This window comes from Bacteroides sp. LFL-34 (genome assembly GCF_027257075.1).
GTDB classification, from domain to species: Bacteria; Bacteroidota; Bacteroidia; order Bacteroidales; family Bacteroidaceae; genus Bacteroides; species Bacteroides ovatus.
In genome coordinates this window covers 77,038-98,270 of sequence record NZ_JAPQKZ010000008.1, presented here as the reverse complement: position 1 = coordinate 98,270, position 21,233 = coordinate 77,038, and the positions used below count along the sequence as shown (strand labels likewise).

Sequence of the window (21,233 nt, the reverse complement as noted above, 5' to 3'; positions counted from 1 at the left end):
ATAACAAAAGTAGTTATCTTTTTTGTTGTTAATGCCTTTAAAATCTCTCCGATTACCTTATATTTTTTGTAGCTTTGCTTCGGATTTGGAAATGAGGTTATTCAGTTATGCTGCAGAAAACGAAAGGAATAGTTCTTCATACGTTGAAATACAATGATACTTCTATCATTGTAGATATGTATACGGAGTTGTCCGGCAGAGCTTCTTTTCTTGTAACAGTGCCTCGTTCGCGAAAAGCGGCTGTGAAATCCGTACTTTTCCAGCCGTTATCTTTTATCGAGTTCGAGGCTGATTATCGGCCTAATGCGACACTTTATCGTGTGAAGGAAGCGAAATCCTTTTATCCATTTTCTTCCATACCTTATGATCCGTATAAGTCTTCGATGGCACTTTTCCTGTCGGAGTTTCTTTACAGGGCTATCCGGGAGGAGGCAGAGAACCGTCCGTTGTTTGCCTATCTGCAACATTCTATCATTTGGCTGGACGAGTGTGGAGAGGGATTTGCCAATTTTCATCTGGTTTTTCTGATGCGTCTTTCGCGTTTTCTGGGGCTTTACCCGAACCTGGAAGATTATCATACCGGCGATTACTTCGATTTATTGAATGCCTGTTTCACTTCCATTCGTCCCCAATTACATTCTTCTTATATCAATCCTGAAGAGGCCGTCCGTCTCCGTCAGTTGATGCGCATGAACTATGAGACCATGCATCTTTTTGGTATGAGCCGTGCGGAGCGTACTCGTTGCCTGACGATTATGAATGATTATTATCGTTTGCATCTGCCTGACTTCCCGGCATTGAAATCACTGGAGGTATTGAAAGAACTGTTTGATTAATTAGTAACTTTTCTCCATTCAACTGCTCTAGCTAGTTTTCATTCTTGAAACACGAGTGCGGTGCTTTTCAATTCTGTCGTTCCCTTGTCGTGTCGAGTCCATTTACTTGCCATATATTGTTTTAGCAGTGTTTTAGCGTCCGCCACTGTATGCGGCAATTAATCAGGTGATAATAACACTTCTTAATGCGGGTTTGTATGCTGTTCCTGAAAATATATGTTACTTTTGTCCGTAGAGAACAAAAGAGAATGAACAAGAGAGAAAACAATATGAAAAGATTCCTATACCTGACGGTCTGTCTTCTCATCCTGGGGGAGTTTTATGGTTGTAACGGAGACGTATTTGTCGACGACTTCCGTCCTTCCGATTCCGAACTGGCGCTGGACGGGAACGGGGATGTTGCCACTATTCAATTTGCAGCTGCCAATTGGGATTGGTTAGCAATGTATACAGCTTCTAGTCTTCCCGTTCAATATAAAGTATATGATGCGGACAATCGCTTGGTAACAAATGACCAAGGTCCATCGCTGAACGGATTGGGAAAGATTGTGTGCACCGGAGAGATGATTGATTTCACCATTGAACGTGTTCATCCCGAAGAAGTGAAGATAACGGTGGGCGAGAATGCCCTTTCCGCTCCTTTTCAATTCCTGCTCACGGCAAGCAACGAATATGAGTGGCAGGAGATACACGTCGAGATTTCTCCGGGAGACAGATATGTGATGGATAGTATCATTTATTCTTTGAATGCATATTCTTACGATCCGGAAAACAAGATAGAGAAAAAAGAAGGCGTCTCCTTTCATAACTTAACAGATTTTTCGTCTACATACACGTTTTTTCCTTTCGAGTCTTTTTACCATTTTATGAGGTTCAAAAGCGATGTGCCCGAAGCTTTTCAATTACTGGGCGAAGCCGGTCTGACAGTGGAAATACCAAGTATGAAAGACGGATATTTAGTGATGAACGGCAAACGCGCGCCATTCATTTCTGAGCAACAAATGTTGCCTTACCCTAGTACGGAACAGAACAAAGACATAATTCCTCCTCGGACTTCTCGATACTACACCTTATCGATGATGTATGATTGGTTGGAAACGAGATATACCCTCTATGTTTCTCACTCCAAAACCAAGAAACAACGAATCGTAACCGGCACGTTGCATAGCGAAATGCCTGTAAAATATTATATAACACACAAGGATATACCTTTCAACAACTAGCATATCAATGATTAGAAATAGGAACGCCATACGGTTGCTGTGCCTCTTTTGCCTTCTGGTATATCCGGCAATCAACGCAAATCTGGAAGCCCAGACAATCATCGGACAACGGAACGACAGCGTCAGCCATTCCCTGATCCGCCATCAGCTTGGCTTTGACATTCGTCCGGGCTATATCGTCTCCACCCATAGTTTTCTGCAAGGAGACAATATGCAGCAAAAGAAAATCGACCAATCGCTTTCTTTCCATCTCAAGTACGCTTTCAGATTTAGCAAAGAATCCAATCTCGGCAGGCTCTTTCCTCATACCTATCAGGGCATTGGCGTTTCCTACCATACCTTCTTTAGTCCCGTTGAATTGGGAAATCCGGTGTCGGTATACGCTTTTCAAGGGTCACGTATCGCGCAACTGTCGCCCCGTCTGTCGCTCGATTACGAATGGAACTTTGGAGCTTCTTTTGGCTGGAAAAAATATGACGAACTATCCAATCCGCAAAACGTACTGATTGGCTCCAAGATCAATGCGTACATCAATCTCGGCTTTTTGCTGAACTGGCAAGTTCACAAGTACTGGAAATTGGCGGCAGGTGTAGATCTCACCCATTTTTCCAATGGAAACACGCATTATCCTAATGGCGGTCTTAATGTTATTGGAGGAAGAATCGGCATCGTACGCACTTTGGACGCGGATGAGGCGCCCGGTCCCATCACTCCTAGACGGCTCTTTATAAAGCCTCACGTCAGCTATGACCTGGTGATCTACGGAGCTACCCGCAAAAGGGGACTGGTTGGAGACGATGTGTCGAGTATGATTCCCGGTTTGTTCGGTGTGGCGGGCATCAATTTCGCCCCGATGTATAATTTCAACAACTATTTTCGGGCAGGGCTTTCTGCGGATGCGCAATATGATGAGAGTGCCAATCTTAAGGAGTATAGAGTGGGCAAGTTTTACTCGGGCGATTTGAAGTTTCATCGTCCTCCTTTCCGTAAGCAATTTGCCATGGGGTTATCTCTTCGGGCAGAACTGGTGATGCCTGTTTTCTCTATCAATGTCGGCGTCGGTCGGAACCTGATATACAGCGGTGGTGATATGAAAGGGTTCTACCAAATTCTGGCTCTCAAGACTTACGTCACACGCCATTTGTTTTTGCACGTGGGGTATCAGTTGAGCAAATTTAAAGACCCCAACAATCTAATGCTGGGGCTTGGATATAGATTTCATGATAAACGATGAAAGGGCAATCTTCGTTTGTTAATAACCTCCTTTTCTCAATTTAATTAAAATGTAAGTCCTCCTAATTGGATTATTCCATTATCTTTCCAAATATAATTAACTTTTACTTCTGTGATACCGGCGTCAGGATATCGTTGCTGATATTCTGCTGTTTTATCACTCTGTAGGATATATCCGTATCCCAATGATATTCCTGTAGCAAATTTAAAACCGAACTTCTCTGCTTTATCGTCATACATTAAGGTTAAAAAGGTAATATTCCATTCGTATGTGCCTTCTCTGAATATTCCCGAATCAGTTTTCATTGTAAACTTTTTGGTTTCCTGATTGAATGTATAAGTAGCACCAATGAATGGTTTATCTTTTTCTCGTAACTCAATTTCTATTTCTGGGGGGATTCTTAGATCCACTGCTTTTATTATTACTCCCGGATAATCAGGGTTACCTTTTAGCGGAATTCCCCAATTGACAATTTCCGGACTGTTGAAGTATTTGACATATACGGAGATTTCACATGCTATCTTATTATTGTCAGTATCGATAAGTCGTATCATGGTGCTTCCACTTTTGTAGGTAGTGATGCATACGCTCATTTCGTCAAGAATAGCAGTCGCAATTTCTTGATTTTCTGATTCTAACCTATAGTTGTACTCTGTTAAGTCTGTTTCTATAATGACATGCCATGTGTCTCCTGCCCATATAGAAACTGATTTCTTTTCAACTTCGTATGGTTCCTCTTCAGAGCAACCATACGAAGATGCCAGTAATAATACAATTAGCAAAAGTCTACTGATTCTCATACTTTTAAATGTTTTTTACAAATATATGGTAATATGGGAGATAATCCCTTTGTTTTACCGGATAATAAAGTCTTTATTGCTTATTCCACGTAGACTTCTACGACCGTAAAGATATTGTTTGAACGGATATAAAGGTCAAATGTTCCATAAGGTCCGTTGACTATGTCAGGTGCTTTAGTTAGGGTTATTCTTAATTTGTTATTGGCAGATGTTACATTTAATCCTTTTTTCCCTGCGCTATGTTCTTTCAAGAAAAACTCAATATTTTGGGGTAATGCTAATTCAACCGTTTCACCTATACGGTGAAGACTTCCAATACCATACCTATATGCAGGCAACCCATTATTGTTAGGGAAAACAGATATATATTTTACAATTGCACCGATAGTCATGTCACTATTTACTATTTTAGATACAACATAGGCTTGATAATAACTTGCTTCTACTTGAATAGCGTGATTGCCTGACGGGAAATCTATAAGTGTATTTTTATCAAAAATTTGATAAATATGTCCGGGCGTAACCGCTACTTCGTGTGTGAGGTTGGTTAATGAGGGTAGAATATCTGCTCCAACTCCTGCGCCATTTCCTACGTCAGAAATAAAATTAGAAGATGTGACGAAGTTATTAGCTTCATTGATATAAGTTTTTGATTCACCTAAATAGGTTTTTCCATTATGCTCATTAAGCATATTGAGTGTGATGGTATCTGCCGGATCATCTGGCGTGTCATCATCACTACAATTAACGAAACACATAGTACAAAGGGATAACAAGAAAATCCCAACTATTTTTTTTGTATTCATTTCTTTTTAATTTTTTGATTTATCAGGAACTTAGTTTGACTTGGTGCTTACAAATATTTTATCGATATAATAGTCAATACTCTTTGAAGCATTGCGGAATAATAGTTGAAGCTTGTATTTCCCTTTAGGATATTCTTCTTGAGAAGGTAAAAAGAATCTTATTTTGACGCTTTCATGAGGAGGTATTAAATATCCTAGATCATTTTTTACATAATTATCCGGATAAACTAAAGGAATCCATGAATTATTACTTTCTCTATAGCGCAAGAAAGTATTACTAATATAGGTAATTGTATCGTTTGTATTATTAGTAATTTCTGTTTTCAAGAATCCGTCTTTTGAGCAGGGGGCTTTTAATAAAAAGCACACTTTTATATGCTCATTTTCTCTTGTAATAAATTCTTTCCCTTGCATTTGTTTTTCTTCTACAATCGTTTCTCCTGGCTCGATGGAATTAATGAAATGTGATATATCCATTTTATATGAATTAAGAGAGTCGATACTATTCTCATAATCAAGGTTCACAGTATTTCTTGAATTACTTGTTTTATTATGACAACTGATTAACATGAATAAAACGATTCCATTGGTTATCAAAATAGATATTAATTTGAGCATAAGTTAAATATGAAATGGATTAGATAGGTTGCTTGTCCAATCCATTGGTAAATATTATTTAAAATTAGCATTTAGTCGTGAGGCTATATTATCAACCTTAACAAATATAGATGTAAAAGTTATACTTCCTTTAGATCTATACTCTGATAGATTGTAAGCTTTCATTGTCATGAATGAAATACTAATTAATAATAGTGTAATACTTAGTTTTCTCATATCTTTAATTGTTTTTTGCAAATTTACGGAGAGATGAGGGGGGAAGCAAGTAAAGTACGTTTTTGAACGTGGACAAACAGACTTTGATAATCAGTTGTTTATGGCTTTTTACGTGGACATTATCTTATGCTATAGATTGTTTCTACTGAAAACATGATTATTAATGTATATTTTCGATTAAGTATTCATATAATGTAGCATTATTATCCGGTAATGTGATATCTAGTTTTCTTCTAAGTCTAAGGCGTCTTTTTCTTACTGAATCAACTGTTATATTTAATAATTTTGCTTCAGTGTTAGTGTCGAACCCATACATGTAAAGACAGCAATATTGAAAGTCTTGTTCTGATAAATCCGGACATAGACTATATATGTATTTATAAAGACTTGGATAGATCTGTGTTATTTCATCTGTGATAAGTTTCCATTGTTTTTCTGTTATTAATGGCTTATCATTTCTTGGTTTATTTTTATTTGCCAGGTATGTTAGCTCCTTGAATAGTGGTGAGTTCTCTAGAGATTTATTTTGTAATTCCTTGTAATTGGCACTTAGAAGATTTATTTCTTCCTGCATTTTATTATAGTTCTCATTTTTCTCTTTGAGTGTGTTTGACAATCTTTTTTTCTTTTCCAATTCTAATGACACATAGAGCAAATTTTCTTTTATCTGGTTTAATTCATCCCGTTGTCTTTGAATTTTTTCTTTTGCTTTTTTGCGATATAATAGGTATCCTACCGTTATAAACAGTAACGTTACAATGCTGATAATTGAAATTATAATGTAGCTTTGTTGTTTAATCTTTAACCTGTCTACTTCTTTGCTGATTTTTAGGTGGTTATATTTAGACTCTATATTTAGTATTTTGGATTGGTTGTCCGCATATATGATAGAATCTAACATGTTAACATATTCTTCTAAATTAGCAAGAGCTTCTTTATAGTTTTTTTCTGCGTTATAAATTTGATAATATAGATATTTAATGCTACATGTATATTGGGGGGTATCCTGTGGTATCTTGGATAATAACTCTTTAGCTTTATTAATGGAATTTGATGCCGTATATAAGTCAATCAATGCTACATAATCGGGCATTTTTTCTCTTCCCGTCAACAATGCTTTGAGGAGGTATTCTTCAGCTTTATCGTATTTGTTCTGCATAGAATAGATATTGCCTAAGGCGTTATTTATTGATGCAGTAACATTAATATTACTAGTATTGGCTGCTACAGAATCGGCTATAATTAGAATATTTAAAGCATGTGATAATGAATCCATTTGTGCATATTCACGTCCAATATCTCTTAATGCACAAGCATAACTATCTGTATTCTTTTCTTTTTTGAAGTATTCGGCAGCAATCTCATATCTTTTGATAGCCTCTGTTCGCATGAATTTTTCTCGATATAGATCGCCTATATAGTCATAGGTATATCCAATGAGGTTATTGAGCTTGTTTTTTCCTGCAATGTCCAGCGCATTAGTATAAATAGACATTGCTTTATCATAATCTCCATCAGCAAAATAGGAACGACCTAAATAAATCAAAATTTGCACTTGCTCGTCAGGGCTACCATGTGAGGAATACCAGTCATAAGCTCTTTCTAATTGGTAAGTTGGTAGGATGCTATTAAAAATTTCGTCTGTAATCTTACCTGATAACATACACCAGCGTGCAAAAGCTTTGTCGTCTAGTTTTTCAGGAGATGATATACTTTTTAGTAGGTTGGATGCGCTGTCAGGATTTATGGCAATGGCTTTTTCTACTTCATTTAGCAGTCTGTCAGATACGGATTGTTGTTTGTTGCATCCTGATAGCACTAATATAGATGTTATAATTATAGCAATACTCTTTCTCATTTGTCTGTCGTGGTTTAGTTTCGTTGTAAAAGTAATCTTTATTTTCTATATTATGCTCTTTTATAGGGAGATTATTTTAGTTCGGGAAATAATATTAGTACTGTCTATATCATACATCATATTAATTTCAAATGTGCTTTTATTTTATTAAGTTCATGTGATCTAATTTGATTATTTCCCAGCTATTAATAGACTCTTTCTTATTTATAGTGAGAAAAGTTCCTTTCTATTAATACCTAAATTACTTTACTATAATTCTAAACTTGTTTTTCATTAATCGTAATCTATAATTGCAAGTTGTAATTATATAAATGAAGCTTTTGATTTTATAAATGAAAGCTTTGTTTATAAAAACAAAAGCTTCATTTATAGATTACCTTTAATGTAAGTAATCTTTTCCATTAGTGAAAAGGAAGTTTGGCATTAATAGAGAATAAGTTTATATCTAATAGATTGGAATCAGTCTATTAATCAAAATTCGGCAGAAAGGTATAGTGAATCGGGTGAAACCTATGTGAAAGGTAGCTCTTCACCCGAAATCCCTTTATTCATCGATGTTTCAGAGTGGTGAAGGAGGTGAATGTTATGTTTAAAGAAAAGTTGCAGATGTGTGTAAGATAAAACATCTTGCACGCATCTGCAACGGTATCTTGCACAGGTTTATACTGCTATTAATCAAATAGATAAACTCTGGTTAGTGTAGGGTGCAAGATAAAATCGAAATAAAACTTCTGTGGAAGTCCCGGAGGATTATCCCAAAAGTTCTTTCACTTTTGCAGAAATGGCACGTCCTTCTGCAAGTCCTGCTAATTTCTTGGAGGCAACTCCCATTACTTTACCCATATCTTTACCGCTTGTAGCACCTGTTTCAGTGATAATTTCCTTCAATGCAGCTTCCAGTTCTTCGGCGGTCATTTGTTTCGGCAGGTATTTCTCCATAACGGCTACCTGGCCTAATTCTACGTCAGCCAAATCCTGACGACCCTGTCCGATATAGATTTCAGCAGAATCTTTTCCTTGTTTCACAAGTTTCTGGATAATCTTCAGAGCAGCATCATCTGTCAATATATCGTTAGCTCCCGGGGCAGTCTTAGCTTCCAGGAAGAACTTCTTTATATTTCTCAAAGTTTCAAGGGCTACTTTGTCTTTCGCCTTCATTGCGGTTTTAATGTCTTCGCTGACTTGATCGAATAAATCCATACTATTATAGTTAAAAATTAAAGATTAAAAATTAGATCTGAAGCCTGATTTTGCGAGTTTATAATTTTCGTTCTTAGTTCTTTGTTTAGAACGTAATCACGCCGTTGTCATCTGTAGCTTCTTCCGTGGCTACTTCCTCTTCCAGAGCGGCTTTCGTCCGGATTTTGGTAAGAGTAGTCTTATCACGCATATAAGTGGGAGAATCTTCTACCATGGCGATGATGTCGTCGTTGTCCAGATCTTCCGTATTGAAAAGATAGATGTGGCGGCGTTTGCGGAGGCTCTTGCTTCCGATATTGCTGGCGCTTTCGCCGTATGCCTTGCGGATACGTTCTTTGTTCTTCTCTTTCTCTTCTTCCAGTTGCAGTTGACGTTCTTCCTCTTCCTGGCTGCGTGCAGCATGCAAGCTGTCCATTCCGGGAACGTCTTCCACACCGAATCCGGTTGCCAATACGGTGATTTTTACTCTTGTTTCCAGTGAGTTGTCGATGGCAACACCCCAAATCACTTCCACCCCTTCGCGGAATTTGCTCATGAACTCGTGTATCTCGTTCATTTCCTCCATCATCAGTTCCGACGATGGGCAGAAAGATACGTTCAACATTACTTTCTTGGCATTGAAGATATCATTGTTGTTGAGCAACGGAGAATGCAGGGCATCGTCGATTGCTTTCGTCACACGATTTTCTCCTTCGCCGAATCCGGTACTCATGATTGCTACTCCACCATCTTTCAGGATGGTTTTCACATCGGCAAAGTCAAGATTGACTGTACCCCGCATGGTAATAATCTCGGCAATGCTCTTGGCAGCAATGGAAAGAGTATCATCGGCTTTGCCGAAGGCGTTCATAAAAGTAAGGTCGGCGTATATTTCGCGCAGGCGTTCGTTGTTGATAACCAGCAAGGCGTCAACATGCTGGGCGATGCGCTCTACGCCGTCCAGTGCCTGGATAATTTTCTTTTCTCCTTCGAAGATAAAGGGGATGGTGACGATACCGACAGTCAGAATATCCATTTCCTTCGCAATGCGGGCGATGACCGGTGCAGCTCCTGTTCCGGTTCCTCCTCCCATTCCGGCGGTGATGAATACCATCTTGGTGCCGTCGTTCAGCTGGTTTCTGATATCTTCTATACTTTCTTCGGCGGCGTCGCGTGCCCGTTCGGGACGGTTGCCGGCTCCAAGCCCTTGCGTGATGCTACGGCCCAGTTGCAGTTTCACCGGGACAGGTGATTCGGCTAATGCCTGGTTGTCCGTGTTACAAAGAACGAACGTTACATCATGGATGCCTTCCCGGTACATGTGGTTTACAGCGTTACCACCACCACCACCTACACCAATCACTTTGATGATCTTCGGTGAATCTGTCGGGAAATCGAATTGTACTATCTCGTCCATATCTTGATTGAATTATGAATTACGAATTATGAATATTGATTAACAAGCTGCTGAAGGTTACTTCATATCGTCGTCGGAAAAGATTTCTTTCGTCAACGAATCGATCTTGCGTTGAATCCAACTCGGACCTGCTTCTCTTTTCCGTCTTTCTTTCTCTTCCTTTTCCTTTTGCTTGCGAAGTTTTTCCGCTTCTTTGGCGGCTAGCTTGGCTTCCCGCTCTTCTTCTTCTTTCTTGAGACGGGCGATGCGGGCCTGTTCTTTCAGTTCCTGATCGTCCTCAAACATATCCACTGTCTTATGCACTTCCGGCTCCGGTTTGGAGACTGATGGTGCAGGAGCAGCTTGCGGAGCAGTTTCCGTCAGGCAGCAGTTCTGGTTACCTTCAAACAGGAGCCCGAACAAAGTGTTCTGCGAACCGTCTTTCTTCAGTATGTTGTTGGGCGCATGAACCGTATTGCGTGGGAGTTTCGCCATCCGTATCTTTTCTATCTTGCTGCGTTTGCGCAAGGTTTCGTCCAGATTCTTCAGGTTGGCGGCCCCTCCTGTCAAGATGATTCCTGCCAGCAATTTGTCCTCGTAGCTCGATAGTTGTATCTGGTTCCATACGTTGGCAACGATTTCCTCGGCACGGGCTTCGATGATATTGTTAAGATCCGCCACTTTGATGATACGGTTGTCATCATCCAGTTTGCAGGTTGCTTCTTCCTGTTCGGGGTCCTCTTCATAGAGGGCGTCACCGTAGGCTTTTTTCAGGCGTTCGGCTTCTTCCTCCTCCATTTGCAGGGTGGTGATGTCACGCGTGATGCTGTTGCCTCCCAAAGGCAATACAGTCAGGAAACGGAGAATGTTATTCTTATATACAGAGATGGTAGTTGTGTCTGCTCCGAAGTCGATCAGTGCACAACCCGAACGGCGTTCGCTTTCTGTCAGTACGGCATTTGCGGTTACTAACGGAGCGATCAGTTGGTCGGCAATATCAATTTTAGCCTGTTGGAAACAGTGCTCCAAGTTCTTACGTACGGAAGCACGGGCAACGATATTGAGGAAACGTCCTTCGATGTGGCTTCCTACCAGACCTACCGGATTGGCTTGCAGGTTATTACCTACCTTATATTCTTGTGGAGCTACGTCCAATATATCCATATCGACCACCGGGATGGTAATGTTCTCATCACCGATAGCGCTTACAAGCTCTTCGGATATGATAGCTTCTTCCTCTAGGTCGCGGCTTACTACATTGCGGACGGTGCGGAGTGATTGTCCGCCGATGCCTACATATACCTTGGCAATTGAGTTTTTCAACTCACCTTCCAGTCTGTTGATGATTGAAGTCAGGCTTTGCGCTGTCTTGTCCAGGTTAAAGATCACTCCTTTACGAATGAACGTAGAAGAGTCTTCCTGGGCATACGCTAATACCTGCATGCTTCCGTCACTGTTCTTTTTTCCGGCCACACCGGTTATCTTCGATGAACCAAGTTCAATAGCGGCGATAAATTCTGTTGTTGCCATAGGGTTATTTTATTTACTATTTTACTATTTACAATTTACTATATAGAGAGACTGTTTACTTATCATCTATCACTTATCAACTACTCTCGTTTTGTACAGATAATCTGGTTGCTGAATTCGAGATTGATACGTGAATATTTGTTCCAGCCTACCCGGTTGAGTCCTTTTTTGTAGAACTCCTTCAAACGTGCCAGTTTATCTTCAAAGTTCTCCAGTTTTCCGAGATAGACCAGATGGTCTCCCACACGCGGCACCAATTCGATGTTCTGGTCGGGCAACACATGGATCTGCTCTATCTGGGCGTCCCAGAATTTATTATTATGCAAAAATACACCAAACTTATATAAATCCTTCATTGCAAACGACTTTTCTACGTTTCCGGTGACAATTACCCGGTGAGCGACGCATTTTGCTTCCGGTGGCATGATAGTTCCTTTGTTGTCAAGGTAGTAGTTTTGGCCGTTGGCGCTCATGACCCGGAGGATAGGAATACGTTGTGTCACTTCCACGCACACTTTGCCGCTGGGTGTTTTGTAGCATTCGGCTTCGTCAATCAACGGATGTTTGCTTAGTTCCCGTTCCAGTGACTTGGTGGAGATGCGTTCCATCTTCTTCCCGATGGGGTAGATCCCTTTGTGTTGAAGGATACCTTTCAGCTCTTCTTTGGTGATGAAGCCGGCGTATGCGGTATCCTTGATAACCAATTCCATGTCACGGCAGGTCTGGTCGGCAGGCTTGCGGTTGAAAGCGGTGATAGCTACGGCAAGGTAAGCTATGAGCACCAGCATGACGATGGATAGAAGGATTCTTTTAATCATAATCAAAAATTAAAGATTAAAAATTAAAATGCTTGCACTGTTTCGGACAGGCTGCCGGATGATTATTCATTTATCTTTTTTCTAATAGTTCCTTTATTTCGGGGACATAGTTGTCGATGTCTCCGGCTCCCAAAGTAATTAATACTTCAATGTTTTTATCTTTCAGAATGTTCAGTATCTCTTCCTTTTTGCACATACTTTTTTCGATACCCGGACGGAGATTATCATAAATCAGTTTGCTGGTAACGCCCGGAATTGGTGCTTCACGTGCCGGGTAGATGTCTACCAGAATCACTTCGTCGAGTAACGACAGGCTATCGGCAAAATCCTGATAGAAGTCGCGGGTGCGGGTATAGAGATGAGGCTGGAAGATGGCTGTAATCTTCTTGTCCTTGTAAAGTTCGCGCATAGACAACACGCTCTGTTTGATTTCAGAGGGATGGTGTGCGTAGTCACTTAGAAAGACAATCCGGTCGTTCTTGAGTTTGAAGTCGAACCGGCGGTCTACTCCGCGGAAACTTGCCATGCCTCTTTTTATCTCTTCATCGGTCACCCCGTTGAGGTGTGCCAATGCCATGGCGGCTACGCCGTTCTCTATGTTGATGCTAACCGGAACTCCCAGTTGGATGTCGTTGATACGGGTGTCCGGAGCAACAAAGTCGATGAATATCTCTCCGTTTCCGATACGGATGTTTTCTGCATGGAAGTCGCCTTCGTCACGTGAGTAAGTGTAGACACGAACGCCCGGCTGCACTTTGGGTTGCAGAGAGATGCCTTTGCGGATAATCAGTGCGCCACCCGGTTGGATTAGCGTGGTGTAATGTTCGAAACTTTCCAGGTAGGCTTGCTCTGTTCCGTAGATGTCCAGATGATCGGGGTCGGTAGACGTGATTACGGTCATATAGGGTGACAGCCAATGGAAAGAACGGTCAAATTCATCCGCTTCAATCACTGTGTAAGGGCTTGCTTGAGAAAGCAGCAGGTTGGTGCCGTAATTCTTTGAGATTCCTCCGAGAAAAGCGGTACATTCCACGTGCGACTGGTGGAACAGATGAGCTGTCATAGTCGATGTGGTTGTTTTCCCGTGAGTACCTGCTACGCACAGACCTTTGCTCGAATGGGTAATCGTTCCCAATACTTGGGCGCGTTTCTGTATTTCGAATCCGTTGTTGCGGAAATAAACGAGTTCTTCGTGTTCCTGCGGAACGGCCGGAGTGTATATGACTAACGTACTTTCCTTGTCTTTGCAGGCTTCGGGAATCAGGTCGACGTTTTCTTCATAATGTATTTGTGCGCCTTCGGAGATTAGCGTTTCAGTCAATGGAGTAGGAGTACGGTCATATCCTGCCACTACCTTTCCTTTGAAAAGGAAGTAGCGTACAAGTGCGCTCATACCGATGCCGCCGGCACCTACGAAATAGACTGATTTTATCGTTTCTATATTCATTTCTTTTTATTTTTTTATTTTAGGCATGGATTACACGGATTTCACGGTTTCATGATGTGTCAATATTTTACGTTTAATCTCTGCTGTTACACCAAAATTTAGTAGTAATCCAACTTCTATTCCTGTTGCTTTTAGATAATTTACTAATTGCCATTCATGTTCTGGACGAAGAGTTGTTGCTGCTTTTAATTCAAGAATGATTTCATTATTTACTATCATATCTGCAATATACCTTCCTACAATTTCACTTTTATAATATACTTTCATCTCTTTTTGAGTTTGGCAGAAGAGTCCTCTTTTTAAGAGTTCCTTATAAAGTGCATTTTGGTAGACCTGCTCTAGGAATCCGAATCCTAATGTGCTGTGTACTTCATAAAAAGCACTTATAATCTCTTTTGTCAATTTCTCGTGTATCATTCTTAAACCGTGTAATCCGCGTAATCCGTGCCTAATTGTTATTATTGTTTTCTGCTTCCGCCAGCTTAATGACCTCTTGTGCGATGATTCTCGCTGAATCGGGTAAAGCCAGTTTGGCGATATTCTCTGTTAGTTCTTTCAATTTCTGCTCGTCGTTGACAGTGGACAGGGCTACGTCCATCAAAGTGGTTGCCGCTTCACTGTCTTTGACGTAGATAGCTGCCTGCTTGTTCACCAACGCCAAGGCGTTCTTCGTTTGGTGATCTTCCGCTACGTTGGGCGAGGGCACTAAGATAACAGGTTTGTGCAGCAGGCAGAATTCAGAAATGGAACCTGCTCCCGCACGGGAGATAACCAGATCGGCTGCTGCATAAGCGGCTGCCATATCTTTGATGAAATCCGTTACATATAAATTCGGAAGTGCTCCTGCCGCTTTTACGGCTTCTGTTACTTGCGGGTAATAGTATTTGCCCGTTTGCCAGATAAACTGCACGTCCGTGTTTTCCTTGATGGTTGCCAGACTGGCTGTCAGCGTGTTGTTGATGGTGCGTGCACCCAAGCTGCCACCTACAATCAGGATTGTCTTTTTGCCGGGCTGTAAGTGGAAAGAACGTAACGCTTCTTCTTTTGACGGCATATCCTTTGTCAGGTTCTGGCGGACGGGATTACCCGTCATGATAATCTTGTCGGCAGGGAAGAACTTTTCCATTCCGTCATAAGCTACACAAATCTTACGAGCTTTCTGTGCCAGGAGTTTATTGGTTACTCCGGCATACGAATTTTGCTCCTGGATTAATGTGGGGACTCCCATCATTCCGGCAGTCTTTAGTGTTGGCCCGCTTGCATATCCGCCTACACCTACCGCCACTTGCGGGCGAAAGTTTTTGATTACTTTGCGCGCTTTCCATTGGCTGCGCATCAGTTTAATCAATACGGATACATTTTTCCATAAATGTTTGCGGTCGAATCCGGCTATCGGAAGTCCGATAATCCGGTAGCCTGCATCGGGAACCCGTTGCATTTCCATTCGTCCTTCAGCGCCTACAAAGAGAATCTCTGCGTCGGGGCGTAGCTCTATTATAGCGTTTGCGATAGAGACGGCAGGAAAGATATGTCCTCCTGTTCCTCCACCGCTGATGATAATTCTAAGTTCTTTTTCCATCATTCTGTTTTCTTCTGTCCTTTCTCAACATTTACCGTTCATTGTTTCTGCTATCATGCTCATCTTCAAATTTGGCATCGCTGTTCAGAATCTGCGCTGTCGGTTCGGCTGCGGTCTGTGCTTCCGAATTGGCTGCGGCATCCGCCTCTATTTGCAGTTGGATCTGTGCATCGTGCGCTTTCTGTTCTTCCAGATGAGCGGTATATCGGCTTACGCTTAATATCATTCCGATATAAGCGCAGTTGATTAACGTACTTGTACCTCCTTTGCTGACCAGAGGCAGGGGTTGTCCTGTGACGGGGAATAACCCGACGGCAACCATCATATTCAGTATTGCCTGCGATACCAGCAGCAGCGCAATACCCATGACGAGAAAGGCGGGGAAGGTTCGCTCGCACTTTTGGGCGATTCGTCCGGCTCGCATCAGCAACCATAAATAGAGGAACACCACAAATATTCCTCCTACCAGTCCCATTTCTTCAATCACAATCGCGAAGATAAAATCGGAGAATGCCTGGCTAAGGAAGTCGCGTTGTATCGAGTTTCCCGGACCTTTGCCTACTACATGGCTGGTAGCAATAGCGATTCGCGCGTGTGCAATCTGTGCGTCTTTGTCAATATCAAATTTGGCTGCCGGCACTTCTTCTTTCTCAAAGAAACCGGAAACACGATTCTGCCACGTTTCGAAACGGTGAAGTCCCGGAGTGTTGTGCAGTGTTTTGGCGGGAATAGCCATCAGTATGCCTACGGCAACACCGCCTACAAGCCCCAATATCCCCAACATCCCGAACAGTTTCTTGGAAGATACCCGTCCGATGAACATCATCATACATACCACTCCGAACAGCAGCATTGCTGTCGAAAGGTTTTCCGGTGCGATGAGCAGGAATACCAGTCCGGTGAGGATCATGATATATTTAAAGGCATTCGGATTGGCCCCATATTCGTCCTGCCTTTTGGACAGGATGAATGAGACGGCAATGATTACCGCCATCTTTGCCAATTCCGATGGCTGGAATTGCAATCCCATAAAGGTCATCCAACGGGCGGCCCCGTTGACACGGTCGCCTGTGATAATGCCCATCAGCGTGACAAATGCCAGTAGAACCAGAGATACCGGATATAGAAAGACCGGAAATACCTGGAACCATTTGTAGGGAACATTATGTAGAAATACGACTACCACAGCTCCCACCATCAGGATGATGGAGTGTTGCGTAATCGGCCCCCAATGGTCGCCACTTTTGTAAGTCAGCGTCGACGCTGCCGAAAACACCTCGATGATCGAGATGAGGCAGAGACAGAGGAAGATAATCCAGATTACCTTGTCACCTTTGAATATGTTCTTTAATAAATCCAATCTTGCAGAATTTAAAAATAAATAATTAGAAATTAAAGGGCACGGACACATTCTTTAAATTGGTCGCCACGGTCTTCGTAACTCTTGAAGAGGTCGAAAGAAGCGCAGCAAGGACTTAATAATACCGTTTCACCTTTCTTTGCCAGTTTATATGCTGCTTCTACGGCATCTTTCATGCCGGTTTGCACATCGGCTACCGGCAGACCGAAACGGTCGAAGAATTCGTGAAGCTTTTCGTTATGAAGTCCCAGATATACCAGTGCTGAACACTTTTCGCGTACCAGGTCTTCAATTTCAGTATAGTCGTTTCCTTTATCTTTACCACCGAGAATCAATACCGTTTTGGTAGTCATGCTTTGCAGGGCATACCAGCAGGAGTTGACATTCGTGGCTTTAGAGTCGTTAATAAAATCAATTCCGCGCACACGTGCCACCTTTTCCAACCGATGTTCCACTCCCTTGAAATCGGAGAGGGCTTTCCGGATGTTTTCTTTGGCGATGCCGGCAAGGTTTGCCGAGATACCGGCGGCTAAAGAGTTGTACAGGTTGTGTTGTCCTGTCAGGGCCAGTTCCTCTTGCTCCATGTTGAAGGCAATCGGTTCGGTGATTTTCACTTCGTGATCTTCTACGTATGCAATCGCTCCATCCTCTTTTACAGTGGCAAAAGGATACAAGTGAGCTTTCAGACCATGTTTTGCCAGTTCCTGTCTGATGATAGGGTCATCGTTCCAGAAGATGAAAGCATCGTCCGGTGTTTGGTTTTGGGTGATGCGGAATTTAGCGTCGATGTAATTCTGCATACAATGGTCGTAGCGATCAAGATGGTCCGGAGTGATGTTCATCAATACGGCGATGTTCGCACGGAAGTTATACATATTATCCAGCTGGAAAGAGCTAAGTTCGATAATATAGTAATCGTGGTAATCTTCGGCTACCTGCAAAGCAAGGCTTTTGCCGATGTTGCCTGCCAAACCTACGTTCAGACCTGCGCTTTTGAAAATATGGTAGATCAGGGAAGTCGTTGTGGTCTTCCCGTTAGAACCTGTAATACAGATCATTTTGGCATCAGTATAGCGTCCGGCAAACTCAATCTCGGAGATCACCGGTGTGCCTTGAGCTTTCAGTTTCAGGATGATCGGGGCATCATTCGGGATACCGGGGCTTTTGATTACCTCGTCGGCATTCAGAATGAGTTCTTCGGTATGGTGTCCTTCTTCCCAGGCAATCTGATGGCTGTCGAGAAGTTCCTTATACTTGTCCTTGATAGCGGACATGTCCGAAACAAACGTCTCAAATCCTTTGACTTTAGCGAGTACGGCTGCACCTGCGCCGCTTTCGCCAGCTCCTAAAATTACTATTCTTTTCATCTACAATAATGTGCCCTTATTTTCTAATTGATTGATTTATCTATTAGCTGTGCACATCTTTAAAAGTTAATAATCGGGTTAATACTCTCTATCTATAAAACTTGTTTCCCGTATGGAAACTTGGCTCCGGCACCTTGCCGGTTATCTTATTTTAAGCGTTATAATCGTTATTGCTGCCAATACAATCGTTACAATCCAGAACCGGACGGTAATCTTTGATTCATGAAACAGTTGGTCGGGTTTGGTGAATTTCACCGTGCATCCCGGTTCAATCAGGCTCATCGAAGTGCGGAAGTGATCGTGAATCGGTGTACGCTTGAACAATCGCTGTTTCACACCTTTTCGTTTTCCCGCCTTATAATAAGCCCGTTGCAGGATTACCGACAGGTTTTCTACCAGGAATACACCGCAAAGAATCGGTATCAGCAACTCTTTGTGGATGATGATGGCAAACACTGCGATAATACCGCCAATAGTAAGACTGCCTGTATCTCCCATAAATACTTGTGCCGGATAGGCGTTGTACCATAAGAAACCTATCAGTGCACCGATAAAGGCGCAGATATAGATTACGAGTTCTTCCGAGCCCGGAATATACATGATGTTCAGGTAGCCTGCAAATTCGATATGCGATGATACATAGGCCAGTACCCCCAACGTTGCACCGATAATTGCCGAGTTCCCGGCTGCCATTCCGTCCATACCGTCATTCAGATTGGCGCCGTTTGATACGGCGGTAACCACAATGATTGTGACAATGACGAACAATATCCATCCGGCTGTTTGCGCATGTTCTCCCATGAACGAAACCAGATCAGCATAATCAAGGTTGTTGCTCTTGAAAAAAGGAATCGTTGTCTGGGTAGATTTCAGGTCATTCGTTCCGTGTATCACTTCCATCTCCCGTCCCGGATTATGAACTTCGATATTCTCACGGATCACTACGTCCGGACTTAAATACAAGGTCATTCCGACAATTAAACCTAAACCGACCTGACCGATAATCTTGAACTTGCCATGCAAACCCTCTTTGTCTCTTTTGAAGATTTTGATATAGTCGTCTGCGAATCCGAGCGATCCCAACCATACGGTAGTGATCAGCATCAGTATCATGTATATGTTATGCAGTTTACCTAACAATAAACAAGGGATCAGGATGGCTACAATGATGATGACACCTCCCATGCTCGACACGCCTACTTTATTGACGCCAAACGGGTCGGTTTTAGCATCACGCTGCGTTTCTGTGATTTGTTTCCTTTTGAGTAGGTTGATGAACTTATCTCCCCAGATACTTGAAATAAGTAATGCGAGGATAACCGCCATCAAAGCACGGAATGAAGTATATCCGAACATTCCCGCTCCTGGAAAATTGAGCTTATGTAGCCATTCAAATAGATAGTATAACATAAATAATTTGCCAATTTATTGATGTGTTGTTATGCCGGTTGCTGTCGGATAGATAACGAAGCCGGTCGGCATATTAGCACAGTCTATTCATTATTTAAAAATTTCTTTGAGTACTTCTTTGTCATCAAAATGATGTTTCACTCCTTTTATCTCCTGGTAATTCTCATGTCCTTTTCCGGCAACGAGAATTACATCTCCTTTCTCTGCCAGCATGCAAGCCGTGCGAATTGCTTCTTTACGGTCGGCAATGCTTAGTGTTTTCTTCATATCTTCCGCATCCAGTCCGGCAAGCATGTCATTGATGATGTCTTGCGGCTCTTCAAAGCGCGGATTGTCGGAAGTGATGATGACGCGGTCACTCGCTTTGGCAGCTTCCTTTGCCATGATGGGGCGTTTGCCCTTGTCGCGGTTACCGCCGGCGCCTACCACGGTAATCACTTTTCCTTTTCCTTCAAGCACTCCATGAATAGCGTTCAGTACATTAATGAGAGCATCCGGGGTATGTGCATAATCAACAATCGCCGTAATTCCCTGCGGTGAGCGGACCGCATCGAAGCGTCCGGCTACCGGATGAAGTGTGCTAAGAGCTACAAGCACCTCTTCCTCTTTCTTGCCTAACAGAACTGCCGCCCCGAATACCGCCAATAAATTGGAAGCATTGAACTTTCCGATAAACTGAACTGCCAGTTCATGATTGTTGAAGTCGAGCAGCATCCCTTCGAAATGAGACTCTAATACCCGTCCTTTAAAGTCGCTAAGACTTCTCAATGAATAAGTATAGACCTTCGAACGTGTGTTCTGCGTCATTACCAGTCCGTTTTTATCGTCCAGATTGGTCAGGCTGAATGCATTTTTCGGCAGATCGTCAAAGAATTTCTTCTTCGCTTTCAGATAGTTCTCTACTGTTTTATGATAGTCGAGATGGTCGCGGGTCAGATTGGTAAAGATCCCTCCTGCAAACTTTAGTCCACTGATACGTTTCTGTGCAATCGAGTGGGAGCTGACTTCCATGAAAACATATTTGCATCCTTCATCTGCCATCCGTCCCAACAAACAGTTCAACGTGATTGGATCAGGAGTAGTATGTTCTGTCGGAATCGATTCATCATCGATGTAATTGCAAACGGTAGAAATCAATCCCACCTTATAGCCGAAATAACGGAATGTATTATATAATAAGGTAGCGATCGTTGTTTTTCCGTTCGTCCCGGTAACGCCGACCAGTTTCAACTTGGAAGTCGGGTCTCCGTAGAAGGTAGTGGCAATCTTTCCTACCGCATCTTCGCTGTCTTTTACTCGTACATAGGTGATCCCCGCTACAGGTTCTTCCGGCATATCCTCGCAAAGGATGGCGATTGCTCCTTTTGCGATGGCAGCAGGTATATAAGCATGGCCGTCGGCTTGTGTGCCACGCATTGCCATGAATAGCTGTCCGGCTTCCACTAGACGGGAGTCTATGTTGACACCGGTGATTTCTATGTTTGAATCTCCGGCTACCTCTACCGGTTGGATTGCTTTCAGTAACTCATTTAATAACATCACTCTATTCAATTTTT

General features: G+C 42.3%; 18 protein-coding genes. 3 read left to right on the top strand and 15 right to left on the bottom strand.

Annotated features, from left to right (window positions below):
- Positions 1 to 107: 107 nt before the first annotated feature.
- From recO to N5O98_RS06660, 3 genes are all read left to right on the top strand, one after another.
- Entirely contained in the window at positions 108 to 836 is a 729-nt protein-coding gene (recO, locus tag N5O98_RS06670) for a DNA repair protein RecO (RefSeq protein ID WP_022200135.1), read from the top strand.
- 269 nt (positions 837 to 1,105) lie between these two features.
- Positions 1,106 to 2,059 carry a hypothetical protein gene (locus tag N5O98_RS06665; protein WP_118161324.1) on the top strand — a complete coding sequence of 318 codons (954 nt, stop codon included), beginning with the start codon at positions 1,106 to 1,108 and terminating at the stop codon, positions 2,057 to 2,059.
- 7 nt (positions 2,060 to 2,066) lie between these two features.
- On the top strand, positions 2,067 to 3,293 hold the full coding sequence (locus tag N5O98_RS06660) for an acyloxyacyl hydrolase (protein WP_117513765.1): 1,227 nt from the start codon (positions 2,067 to 2,069) through the stop codon (positions 3,291 to 3,293).
- A 44-nt stretch (positions 3,294 to 3,337) separates the two neighbouring features.
- Here N5O98_RS06660 and N5O98_RS06655 read toward each other — a convergent pair whose 3' ends face one another.
- From N5O98_RS06655 to N5O98_RS06585, 15 genes are all read right to left on the bottom strand, one after another.
- Positions 3,338 to 4,093 (bottom strand): hypothetical protein, encoded by a 756-nt coding sequence (locus tag N5O98_RS06655; protein ID WP_022200132.1) that lies wholly within the window; start codon positions 4,091 to 4,093, stop codon positions 3,338 to 3,340.
- Between the two features lie 80 nt (positions 4,094 to 4,173).
- On the bottom strand, positions 4,174 to 4,899 hold the full coding sequence (locus tag N5O98_RS06650) for a DUF5036 family protein (RefSeq protein WP_022200131.1): 726 nt from the start codon (positions 4,897 to 4,899) through the stop codon (positions 4,174 to 4,176).
- Between the two features lie 30 nt (positions 4,900 to 4,929).
- A complete protein-coding gene (locus N5O98_RS06645) occupies positions 4,930 to 5,517 on the bottom strand; it encodes a hypothetical protein (RefSeq protein WP_004307363.1) in 588 nt (195 codons plus the stop codon).
- 376 nt (positions 5,518 to 5,893) lie between these two features.
- Positions 5,894 to 7,591, bottom strand: a complete 1,698-nt coding sequence (locus N5O98_RS06640) for a tetratricopeptide repeat protein (RefSeq protein ID WP_004307361.1) — start codon at positions 7,589 to 7,591, stop codon at positions 5,894 to 5,896.
- A gap of 750 nt (positions 7,592 to 8,341) precedes the next feature.
- Complete coding sequence (locus N5O98_RS06635) at positions 8,342 to 8,791, bottom strand: GatB/YqeY domain-containing protein (protein ID WP_022200130.1); 450 nt, start codon at positions 8,789 to 8,791, stop codon at positions 8,342 to 8,344.
- Between the two features lie 85 nt (positions 8,792 to 8,876).
- Positions 8,877 to 10,187 (bottom strand): cell division protein FtsZ, encoded by a 1,311-nt coding sequence (gene ftsZ / locus N5O98_RS06630; RefSeq protein ID WP_004307359.1) that lies wholly within the window; start codon positions 10,185 to 10,187, stop codon positions 8,877 to 8,879.
- A 57-nt stretch (positions 10,188 to 10,244) separates the two neighbouring features.
- On the bottom strand, positions 10,245 to 11,696 hold the full coding sequence (ftsA, locus tag N5O98_RS06625; protein ID WP_118161314.1) for a cell division protein FtsA: 1,452 nt from the start codon (positions 11,694 to 11,696) through the stop codon (positions 10,245 to 10,247).
- Between the two features lie 80 nt (positions 11,697 to 11,776).
- Positions 11,777 to 12,514, bottom strand: coding sequence for a cell division protein FtsQ/DivIB (locus N5O98_RS06620; RefSeq protein WP_022200129.1), 738 nt, complete (start codon positions 12,512 to 12,514; stop codon positions 11,777 to 11,779).
- 70 nt (positions 12,515 to 12,584) lie between these two features.
- Positions 12,585 to 13,961, bottom strand: a complete 1,377-nt coding sequence (murC, locus tag N5O98_RS06615) for a UDP-N-acetylmuramate--L-alanine ligase (protein ID WP_118161313.1) — start codon at positions 13,959 to 13,961, stop codon at positions 12,585 to 12,587.
- A gap of 30 nt (positions 13,962 to 13,991) precedes the next feature.
- Positions 13,992 to 14,378: a GxxExxY protein gene (locus tag N5O98_RS06610; protein ID WP_022200127.1), complete on the bottom strand. Its 387-nt coding sequence runs from the start codon at positions 14,376 to 14,378 to the stop codon at positions 13,992 to 13,994.
- Positions 14,379 to 14,409: 31 nt separating this feature from the next.
- Positions 14,410 to 15,540 (bottom strand): undecaprenyldiphospho-muramoylpentapeptide beta-N-acetylglucosaminyltransferase, encoded by a 1,131-nt coding sequence (murG, locus tag N5O98_RS06605; RefSeq protein WP_118161323.1) that lies wholly within the window; start codon positions 15,538 to 15,540, stop codon positions 14,410 to 14,412.
- A 31-nt stretch (positions 15,541 to 15,571) separates the two neighbouring features.
- On the bottom strand, positions 15,572 to 16,900 hold the full coding sequence (locus N5O98_RS06600; RefSeq protein ID WP_022200124.1) for an FtsW/RodA/SpoVE family cell cycle protein: 1,329 nt from the start codon (positions 16,898 to 16,900) through the stop codon (positions 15,572 to 15,574).
- Between the two features lie 32 nt (positions 16,901 to 16,932).
- The gene (gene murD, locus N5O98_RS06595; RefSeq protein ID WP_118161312.1) at positions 16,933 to 18,267 is read right to left on the bottom strand and encodes a UDP-N-acetylmuramoyl-L-alanine--D-glutamate ligase; all 1,335 of its coding nucleotides are present in this window, start codon (positions 18,265 to 18,267) and stop codon (positions 16,933 to 16,935) included.
- Between the two features lie 141 nt (positions 18,268 to 18,408).
- On the bottom strand, positions 18,409 to 19,677 hold the full coding sequence (locus N5O98_RS06590) for a phospho-N-acetylmuramoyl-pentapeptide-transferase (protein ID WP_118161311.1): 1,269 nt from the start codon (positions 19,675 to 19,677) through the stop codon (positions 18,409 to 18,411).
- Between the two features lie 90 nt (positions 19,678 to 19,767).
- Positions 19,768 to 21,216: a UDP-N-acetylmuramoyl-L-alanyl-D-glutamate--2,6-diaminopimelate ligase gene (locus tag N5O98_RS06585; RefSeq protein ID WP_004309511.1), complete on the bottom strand. Its 1,449-nt coding sequence runs from the start codon at positions 21,214 to 21,216 to the stop codon at positions 19,768 to 19,770.
- Positions 21,217 to 21,233: the final 17 nt, after the last annotated feature.

Bases quoted from the DNA above. Each gene is read 5' to 3' on its own strand.
- recO (WP_022200135.1), top strand. From the start codon at position 108: ATGCTGCAGAAAACGAAAGGAATAGTTCTTCATACGTTGAAATACAAT.
- N5O98_RS06665 (WP_118161324.1), top strand. From the start codon at position 1,106: ATGAAAAGATTCCTATACCTGACGGTCTGTCTTCTCATCCTGGGGGAG.
- N5O98_RS06660 (WP_117513765.1), top strand. From the start codon at position 2,067: ATGATTAGAAATAGGAACGCCATACGGTTGCTGTGCCTCTTTTGCCTT.
- N5O98_RS06655 (WP_022200132.1), bottom strand. From the start codon at position 4,093: ATGAGAATCAGTAGACTTTTGCTAATTGTATTATTACTGGCATCTTCG.
- N5O98_RS06650 (WP_022200131.1), bottom strand. From the start codon at position 4,899: ATGAATACAAAAAAAATAGTTGGGATTTTCTTGTTATCCCTTTGTACT.
- N5O98_RS06645 (WP_004307363.1), bottom strand. From the start codon at position 5,517: ATGCTCAAATTAATATCTATTTTGATAACCAATGGAATCGTTTTATTC.
- N5O98_RS06640 (WP_004307361.1), bottom strand. From the start codon at position 7,591: ATGAGAAAGAGTATTGCTATAATTATAACATCTATATTAGTGCTATCA.
- N5O98_RS06635 (WP_022200130.1), bottom strand. From the start codon at position 8,791: ATGGATTTATTCGATCAAGTCAGCGAAGACATTAAAACCGCAATGAAG.
- ftsZ (WP_004307359.1), bottom strand. From the start codon at position 10,187: ATGGACGAGATAGTACAATTCGATTTCCCGACAGATTCACCGAAGATC.
- ftsA (WP_118161314.1), bottom strand. From the start codon at position 11,696: ATGGCAACAACAGAATTTATCGCCGCTATTGAACTTGGTTCATCGAAG.
- N5O98_RS06620 (WP_022200129.1), bottom strand. From the start codon at position 12,514: ATGATTAAAAGAATCCTTCTATCCATCGTCATGCTGGTGCTCATAGCT.
- murC (WP_118161313.1), bottom strand. From the start codon at position 13,961: ATGAATATAGAAACGATAAAATCAGTCTATTTCGTAGGTGCCGGCGGC.
- N5O98_RS06610 (WP_022200127.1), bottom strand. From the start codon at position 14,378: ATGATACACGAGAAATTGACAAAAGAGATTATAAGTGCTTTTTATGAA.
- murG (WP_118161323.1), bottom strand. From the start codon at position 15,540: ATGGAAAAAGAACTTAGAATTATCATCAGCGGTGGAGGAACAGGAGGA.
- murD (WP_118161312.1), bottom strand. From the start codon at position 18,267: ATGAAAAGAATAGTAATTTTAGGAGCTGGCGAAAGCGGCGCAGGTGCA.
- N5O98_RS06590 (WP_118161311.1), bottom strand. From the start codon at position 19,677: ATGTTATACTATCTATTTGAATGGCTACATAAGCTCAATTTTCCAGGA.
- N5O98_RS06585 (WP_004309511.1), bottom strand. From the start codon at position 21,216: ATGTTATTAAATGAGTTACTGAAAGCAATCCAACCGGTAGAGGTAGCC.